The sequence below is a fragment of the Pseudomonas brassicae genome, from assembly GCF_010671725.1.
GTDB classification, from domain to species: Bacteria; Pseudomonadota; Gammaproteobacteria; order Pseudomonadales; family Pseudomonadaceae; genus Aquipseudomonas; species Aquipseudomonas brassicae.
This window is the reverse complement of the sequence record NZ_JAAHBU010000087.1, coordinates 23,239-31,449: the sequence shown is the minus strand read 5'-3', so window position 1 is coordinate 31,449 and position 8,211 is coordinate 23,239. Positions and strand designations below refer to the sequence as shown.

3 protein-coding genes and 2 pseudogenes are annotated in these 8,211 nt (G+C 66.1%); all 5 read left to right on the top strand.

Annotated elements, in window-relative coordinates:
• The first annotated feature begins 25 nt into the window (after nucleotides 1–25).
• Nucleotides 26–439: pseudogene (locus G3436_RS07415) on the top strand (Maf family protein).
• 87 nt (nucleotides 440–526) lie between these two features.
• Nucleotides 527–1,984, top strand: coding sequence for a ribonuclease G (gene rng, locus G3436_RS07410; protein WP_163943057.1), 1,458 nt, complete (start codon nucleotides 527–529; stop codon nucleotides 1,982–1,984).
• A 79-nt stretch (nucleotides 1,985–2,063) separates the two neighbouring features.
• Nucleotides 2,064–5,879, top strand: a pseudogene (locus G3436_RS07405) (YhdP family protein).
• Nucleotides 5,880–5,888: 9 nt separating this feature from the next.
• Nucleotides 5,889–6,740, top strand: a complete 852-nt coding sequence (locus G3436_RS07400) for a carbon-nitrogen hydrolase family protein (protein ID WP_163943054.1) — start codon at nucleotides 5,889–5,891, stop codon at nucleotides 6,738–6,740.
• 2 nt (nucleotides 6,741–6,742) lie between these two features.
• The gene (gene tldD, locus G3436_RS07395; protein ID WP_163943051.1) at nucleotides 6,743–8,182 is read left to right on the top strand and encodes a metalloprotease TldD; all 1,440 of its coding nucleotides are present in this window, start codon (nucleotides 6,743–6,745) and stop codon (nucleotides 8,180–8,182) included.
• Nucleotides 8,183–8,211: the final 29 nt, after the last annotated feature.

Genomic DNA, 8,211 nt, shown 5'->3' with positions numbered 1-8,211 from the left:
CCTGGCGGCGTTGCGCGCCGACGGTGTGAACGGCCCGCTGGCGGTGCTGGGCGCCGACACCGCCGTGGTGCTCGACGGGCGGATCCTTGGCAAGCCAGTGCACCGCGATGACGCGCTGGCCATGCTGGCGTCGCTGTCGGGCGCGAGCATCAGGTGCTGACGGCGGTTAGCCGTGACCGACGGCGAGCGCTGCCTGAGCGTGAATGTCAGCAGCCTGGTGAGCCTGCGCCCGATCACCCCGCGCGAGGCCGAGGCCTACTGGGCCAGCGGTGAGCCGCAAGACAAGGCGGGCAGCTATGCCATCCAGGGCCTGGCCGCGATTTTCGTCAAGGGGCTGCAGGGCAGCTACTCGGCGGTGGTCGGCCTGCCGCTGAGTGAAACCGCCGAATTGCTCGACCATTTCGCGATCCCCTGTTGGCAACGCCTGCCGGCCCGTTGAGCGAGGAATCATTCCGACCTGTTTATTGCTCGCCAGCGACCGCCGGGCAATCCATCATTAGCTGAAGACCTTTGACGAGAGCCTGCCATGAGTGAAGAGATTCTGATCAATATCACGCCGATGGAATCACGCGTGGCGGTGGTGGAGAACGGTGTTCTTCAGGAAGTGCATGTCGAGCGGACCCAGCGCCGCGGCATCGTCGGCAATATCTACAAGGGCAAGGTGGTGCGGGTGCTGCCCGGCATGCAGGCGGCGTTCGTCGACATCGGCCTGGACCGCGCCGCATTCATCCATGCGTCGGAAATCTCCCAGCGCGAAGGCACGACCGTCGAGACCATCAGTGCGCTGGTGCATGAAGGCCAGAGCCTGGTGGTGCAGGTGACCAAGGACCCGATCGGCTCCAAGGGCGCACGCCTGACCACGCAGTTGTCGATCCCGTCGCGCTACCTGGTGTACATGCCGCGTACCAGCCATGTCGGTATCTCGTTGAAGATCGAGGACGAAGGCGAGCGCGAGCGGCTCAAGCAGGTGGTGGCCGACTGCATCGCCCAGGAGAACATCCAGGACGCCGGGGGCTTCATCCTGCGTACCGCGGCCGAAGGTGCCGGGGCTGATGAAATTCTCATGGATATCCGCTACCTGCGCCGCCTCTGGGACCAGATCGGCGCGCAGATCAAGACCGTGGGCGCTCCCACCGAGATCTACGAAGACCTCGGCCTGGCCCTGCGCACCCTGCGTGACCTGGTCAACCCCAAGATCGAGAAGATCCGTATCGATTCGCGGGAAACCTTCCAGAAAACCACCCAGTTCGTCGCCGAACTGATGCCCGAGATCGCCGACCGCCTGGAACACTACCCGGGCGAGCGGCCAATTTTCGACCTGTATGGCGTCGAGGACGAGATCCAGCGCGCGCTGGAGCGCAAGGTGCCGCTCAAGTCCGGCGGCTACCTGGTGATCGACCCGGCCGAGGCGATGACCACCATCGACGTCAACACCGGTGCCTTCGTCGGCCATCGCAATCTTGAAGAGACCATCTTCAAGACCAACCTGGAGGCGGCCACCGCAATCGCCCGCCAACTGCGCCTGCGCAACATCGGCGGGATCATCATCATCGACTTCATCGACATGGAAGACGAAGAGCATCAGCGCCAGGTACTGCGTACCCTGGAAAAACAGCTGGAGCGCGACCACGCCAAGACCAATATCATCGGTATCACCGAGCTGGGCCTGGTGCAGATGACCCGCAAGCGCACCCGCGAGAGCCTGGAGCAGGTGCTGTGCGAGCCGTGTGCCAGTTGCCAGGGCCGCGGCAAGCTGAAGACCCCCGAGACCATCTGCTACGAAATCTTCCGCGAGATCCTGCGCGAGGCACGTGCCTACCAGGCCGAAGGGTATCGGGTGCTGGCCAACCAGAAGGTGGTCGACCGCCTGCTGGACGAAGAGTCGGGCAATGTCGCGGAGCTGGAGGCCTTCATCGGGCGAACCATTCGCTTCCAGGTGGAGTCCATGTATTCCCAGGAACAATACGATGTGGTGCTGCTCTGACTCGCGCTGAAATACTTCCCGCGCTGGCGAACCCGGCGTACCGGGCCATAGTTAATGCACCATACGGGGAGCGTTTGCCATGGAGCGTCTGATCCGCGTTCTGGGCAGCCTGACCCGCTGGGGGCTGGGCATGTGTGCCCTGCTTGCAGTGCTGGTGGCGTTGTACGTCAGCCTGGGGCGTGAACTCGTGCCACTGGTCGCCGAGTACCGTGCCGAGGTGGAACAGAAGGTCGAGGCCGCAGTGGGCATGCCGGTGCATATCGGTGCGCTGGAGGGGCGCTGGAGCGGCCTGGCGCCGATGCTGCGCGTGCGCGATGTGCAGGTGGGCGAGGGCGCAGGCGCCCTGCGCCTGGATGAAGTCAAGGTGGTGCCCGACCTGTGGGCCAGCCTGATGGCGCGTCAGGTGCGCCTGGCCCAGGTTGAGCTGGGTGGCCTGCAACTGAACCTGCATGAGGACGAAAACGGGCACTGGAGCCTCAAGGGGCTGCCGGTCAAGGACGACCAGCCGCTGGATGTGCAGCAGTTGCTGGAGCGCTCCCAGGTGGTTTCCAGGGTGTCGGTGCTCGACAGCCAGGTCACGCTGCAGCCGTTCGGTCAAGACCCGATGACCCTGACCTATGTCGGCCTTGGCCTGCAGACCGGCAGCGTGCGCCAGCGCCTGGATGCGCGCCTGACCCTGCCCGACGGCCAGCCGGTGAGTGTGAGCCTGCGCAGCCGGGTGCGCCCTGCGCAGTGGCGCGATGGCGCGGTCGACGCTTACCTGAGCCTGCCGCAAAGTGACTGGTCGAAGTGGTTGCCACCCAAGGTACTGGGCCCGTACAAGGCCAGTGAGCTGCGCGCCGGTGGCGAAGTGTGGGTGGGCTGGAGCAATGGCCAGTTGCAGACGGCCACGCTGCGCCTGAATGCCCCGCGCCTGAAAGGCGCCCATGCCGAGCGCAAGGCCGTGGCGCTGGACAACCTTGCGCTCAACGCCTGGTTTCGGCGAGATGCCAAGGGCTTCGACGTGGTGTTCGACTCGCTGGCGATGAGCCTGGGCGAGACGCGCTGGGAGTCGCATGTGCAACTGCGCCAGCGCGCCGCCACCGACACCACCGACGAGCTGTGGACGGTCCAGGCCGACCGCCTCGACCTGACGCCGCTGACCCCGCTGGTACACGCCCTGGCGCCCCTGCCGGACAAGGCCATGGCGGTGGTGGACGGTCTCAAGGTGACGGGTGGCTTGCGCAATGTGCAACTGGAGCTGCGGCCCAGGGCCGAGGGTGACCGGCGCCTGAGCTTTGCCGCCAACCTGGAGCGCGTCGGCTTCGATGCCTATCACGGTGCGCCGGCGGCGGGCAACGTCAGCGGCAGCATCAGCGGCGACCTGGGCCAGGGCGAACTGCGCCTGGACACCGACAAGTTCATGCTGCACCTGACGCCGATCTTTGCCGACCCATGGCACTACCTGAAGGCCAACGCCCGCCTGACCTGGCGCCTGGACCAGGACGGCTTCACCCTGATCGCGCCGTACCTGAAGGTACTGGGCGAGGAGGGCAGTATCGCCGGTGACTTCCTGATCCGCCTGTTGTTCGACGAAGCCCGTGAAGACTATATGGACCTGCGTGTCGGCCTGGTCGACGGTGACGGCCGCTACACCGCCAAGTACCTGCCCCAGGTGCTCAGCCCGGCGCTGGACCACTGGCTGCGCAGCGCGATCCTCAAGGGCGCGGTGGACGAAGGCTACTTCCAGTACCAGGGCTCGTTGCAGCATGGCGCAACCCCCGAGTCGCGCAGCATCAGCCTGTTCTTCAAGGTGCATGATGCCGAGCTGGACTTCCAGCCAGGCTGGCCGCATGTGCGCAAGGTCGATGGCGATGTGTTCATCGAAGACACCGGGGTACGGGTCAAGGCACGCAGTGGCCAGTTGCTCGATACCCAGGTGCGCAATGTACAGGTGGACATCCCCCATGTGGACGAGGGCGAGCATTCGCACCTGTACCTGCAGGGCGAGTTCGATGGGCGCCTGGCAGACGGCGTGAAGATCCTGCAGGAGGCGCCGATCGGCACGGGCCCGACCTTCGCCGGCTGGGAAGGCGAGGGGCCGCTGCGTGGCAAGCTCAAGCTCGACGTGCCACTGGTCAAGGGCGAGCAGCCCAAGGTGGTGGTGGACTTCGCCACCGAGCAGGCGCGGCTCAAGCTTAGCGAGCCGCCACTGGAGTTGAACCAGCTCAAGGGCGACTTCACCTTCGACTTCGACAAGGGCTTGAGTGGCCAGAACATAACCGCCCAGGCGTTCGACAAGCCGATCAGTGCGCAGATCTTTGCCGAGGGCAAGCCGGGCCAGTTGCAGACCCGCATTGCGGCCAAGGGGCAGATCGCCCTCAAGGCGCTGACCGACTGGTTGAAGGTCACCCAGGCGCTGCCGGCGTCTGGCGAAATACCGTATCAGTTGCAAGTGAGCGTGGGCAGCCGGGAAAACCTGTTGAGCGTCGACTCCAGCCTCAAGGGCCTGGTGCTCGACCTGCCGCCGCCGTTCGGCAAGGCAGCCGGCGAAACCCGTGCCAGCCAGTTCAAGATGAACCTGCAGGGCCCTGAGCGACGCCTTGACCTCACCTATGCCAATATCGCCAGGTTGGCCTACGCTGCACCCGCCGACAAGCTGGCCCAGGGCGTGGCGAGCTGCTGCTGGGCAGCGGCACCGCGCAATTGCCGCCTGGCCAGGGGCTGAGGGTGCGCGGGCGCCTGGCCGAGCTGGACCTGGAGCCCTGGCAGCAACAGTTGCAGCGCGTGGCCGGCGATGATCCGGGCGGCAGTGCGCGCCAGACCTTGAACAGCGTGGACCTGAGCATCGGCCAGCTCAAGGGCTTTGGCCAGACCCTCAACCAGGCCGTGGTGCACCTGGGCCGTGGTAGCAACTACTGGGCCTTGCGCCTGGACAGCCTGGAGGTCATTGGCAACGCACGTATCCCGGATGCCAAGGGGGTGCCGATCGTGGTCAACCTGCCCACCATCCACCTGCCTGCGGCGGACCCCGCCGAAGTGGCCTCGCCCGATGCCCCGGACCCGCTGGCCACGGTTGACCCACGCAAGATTCCGGCGATCGACCTGAGCATCGGCAAGTTGTTCCGCGGTGACGACCTGCTGGGCAGTTTCGCGCTCAAGGCCCGGCCGACGGCCAAGGGTGTTGCGCTCAACGACCTTGACCTGAACCTGAAGGGCTTGGTGATCGAAGGCGCGGCCGGTTGGGAAGGTGCGCCCGGCAACAGCGACAGCTGGTACAAGGGGCGCCTGGAGGGCAAGAACCTCGCTGATATCCTTACCGCGTGGGGCTTTGCGCCCACGGTCACCAGCCGTGATTTCCGGCTGGATGTGGACGGGGCGCTGGCAGGGCTCGCCGGCGTGGGTCAGCCTCAAGCGCTTCTCCGGCAGCCTCGATGCGTCGCTGCGCAAGGGGCAGTTCGTGGAGGTCGAGGGCGGTGCCCAGGCCTTGCGCGTATTCGGCCTGCTCAACTTCAATTCGATCGGCCGACGCCTGCGTCTGGACTTCTCCGACCTGCTCGACAAGGGCCTGAGCTACGACCGGGTCAAGGGGCTGCTGGTGGCCAGCGACGGGGTGTATGTCACCCGTGAGCCGATCACCCTGACCGGCCCGTCGAGCAATCTTGAGCTCGATGGCACCCTGGACATGGTGCGCGACCGGGTCGATGCGACCTTGCAGGTGACCCTGCCGGTGACCAACAACCTGCCGCTGGCGGCCCTGATTGTCGGTGCCCCGGCGGTGGGCGGCGCACTGTTTCTGGTCGACCGGCTGCTGGGCGATCGGGTGGCGCGTTATGCCAGCGTGCATTATCGCGTCGAGGGGCCGTGGAAAGAGCCTAAGATTAGCTTTATCAAACCTTTCGAGAAGTCACGCTAGGACATGGACATGACGTCAGCGGTGATTCAGATGGTCAGCCAGGACGACGTGCTGGCCAACCTGGCCAGGGCCCGGGCTCTGCTGGAACAAGCCGCCGAAGGCGGTGCACGGCTGGCTGTGCTGCCGGAAAATTTCGCCGCCATGGGGCGGCGCGACAGCGCGGCGATCGGCCGGGCCGAGGCGCGGGGCGACGGCCCGATCCTGCCGTGGTTGAAACAGGCCGCGCGCGACCTCAGGTTATGGATTGTAGCGGGCACCTTGCCGTTGCCGCCGCCTGATCAGCCCGAGGCCAAAGCCCATGCCTGCTCCCTGCTGGTCGACGAGCAGGGCGAGCAGGTCGCCCGCTACGACAAGTTGCACCTGTTCGACGTCGATGTGGCCGACACCCGTGGGCGCTATCGCGAGTCGGACGACTATGCCCACGGCGCCCGAGTGGTGGTCGCCGATACCCCGGTGGGCCGGGTGGGTCTGAGCGTGTGCTATGACCTGCGCTTTCCCGAGTTGTACAGCGCGTTGCGTGACGCCGGGGCCGAGCTGATCAGTGCACCGGCGGCGTTCACCGCCGTCACCGGCGCGGCGCATTGGGAGGTGCTGATCCGTGCCCGGGCCATAGAGACACAGTGTTATGTATTGGCCGCCGCCCAGGGCGGCACGCATCCGGGGCCACGGGAAACCCATGGCCATGCCGCTATTGTCGACCCCTGGGGGCGTATCGTCGCGCAACAGACCAGCGGCGAAGCGGTGCTGCTGGCGCCCCGCGACAGCAGCGAGCAGGCGTCCATTCGGGCGCGGATGCCGGTGGCCTCGCACCGGCGCTTTTTTTCGCAGGGCGCATTGCGGCCTGCGCATACCTCGGAGTGACTATGAGCGAGTTGTTATCCACTGTCAGCGATCACCTGCTGGCGCCGGGCGGCCTGACCCTCGACAGCCTGCAGTCGGTGCTGGGCGAGCTGGCCGGGCCGGGAATCGACGCCGCCGACCTGTATTTCCAGGGCCAGATCTCGGAGTCCTGGGCGCTTGAAGACGGCATCGTCAAGGAAGGCAGTTTCAACCTCGACCAAGGCGTCGGTGTACGTGCCCAGTCGGGCGAGAAGACCGGCTTTGCCTACAGCAACGCAATCAGCCTTGAAGCCCTGACCTCGGCCGCGCAGGCTGCGCGGTCGATTTCGCGTGCCGGGCAGGACGGCAGCGTGCAGGCGTTCAAGAGCCAGGATGTGACCGCGTTATATGCGCCGGGCAACCCGCTGGACGTGCTCAGCCGCGCCGAGAAGGTCGAGCTGCTCAAGCGCGTTGACGTCGCCACGCGTGCGCTCGACCCGCGTATCCAGCAGGTCAGCGTGAGCATGGCCGGGGTGTGGGAGCGCATCCTGATCGCCGCCGCCGATGGTAGCCTGGCCGCCGACGTTCGACCGCTGGTGCGTTTCAGCGTCAGCGTGATCGTCGAGCAGAACGGCCGTCGCGAGCGTGGCGGCCACGGCGGTGGCGGGCGAACCGACTATCGCTATTTCACCGATGAGCGGGTCATGGGCTTTGCGCGCGAAGCGTTGCGCCAGGCGCTGGTGAACCTGGAGGCGATCCCTGCGCCCGCCGGCACCTTGCCGGTCGTCATGGGCGCCGGCTGGTCCGGTGTGCTGTTGCACGAAGCCGTGGGGCATGGCCTGGAAGGCGACTTCAATCGCAAGGGCAGCTCGGCCTACAGCGGCAAGCTGGGCGAGAAGGTGGCCTCCAGCCTGTGCACCATCGTCGACGATGGCACCCTGGAAGGGCGTCGTGGCTCGCTAAGCGTGGACGACGAAGGCACCCCGACCGAATGCACCACGCTGATCGAGAACGGCATTCTCAAGGGCTACATGCAGGACAAGCTCAACGCACGCCTGATGGGCATGGCGGTCACCGGCAACGGTCGGCGCGAGTCCTACGCCCACCTGCCCATGCCGCGCATGACCAACACCTACATGCGCGCTGGCGACAGCGACCCGGCCGAGATCATCGCCTCGGTCAAGCGCGGCATCTACTGCGCCAACCTCGGCGGTGGCCAGGTGGACATCACCAGTGGCAAGTTCGTGTTCTCCACCAGCGAGGCCTACCTGATCGAAGACGGCAAGATCACCGCGCCAATCAAAGGCGCGACGCTGATCGGCAATGGTCCCGAGGCCATGAGCCGCGTGTCGATGGTCGGCAACGACCTGGCGTTGGACAGTGGTGTGGGCACGTGTGGCAAGGATGGGCAGTCGCTGCCGGTAGGCGTTGGCCAGCCGACGCTGAAGATCGATGCGATCACCGTGGGTGGCACGGGCGCATGAAGATGAAACCGGGCGGGCAGGGCGCCTGC

Bases quoted from the DNA above. Each gene is read 5' to 3' on its own strand.
- rng (WP_163943057.1), top strand. From the start codon at position 527: ATGAGTGAAGAGATTCTGATCAATATCACGCCGATGGAATCACGCGTG.
- tldD (WP_163943051.1), top strand. From the start codon at position 6,743: ATGAGCGAGTTGTTATCCACTGTCAGCGATCACCTGCTGGCGCCGGGC.
- G3436_RS07400 (WP_163943054.1), top strand. From the start codon at position 5,889: ATGACGTCAGCGGTGATTCAGATGGTCAGCCAGGACGACGTGCTGGCC.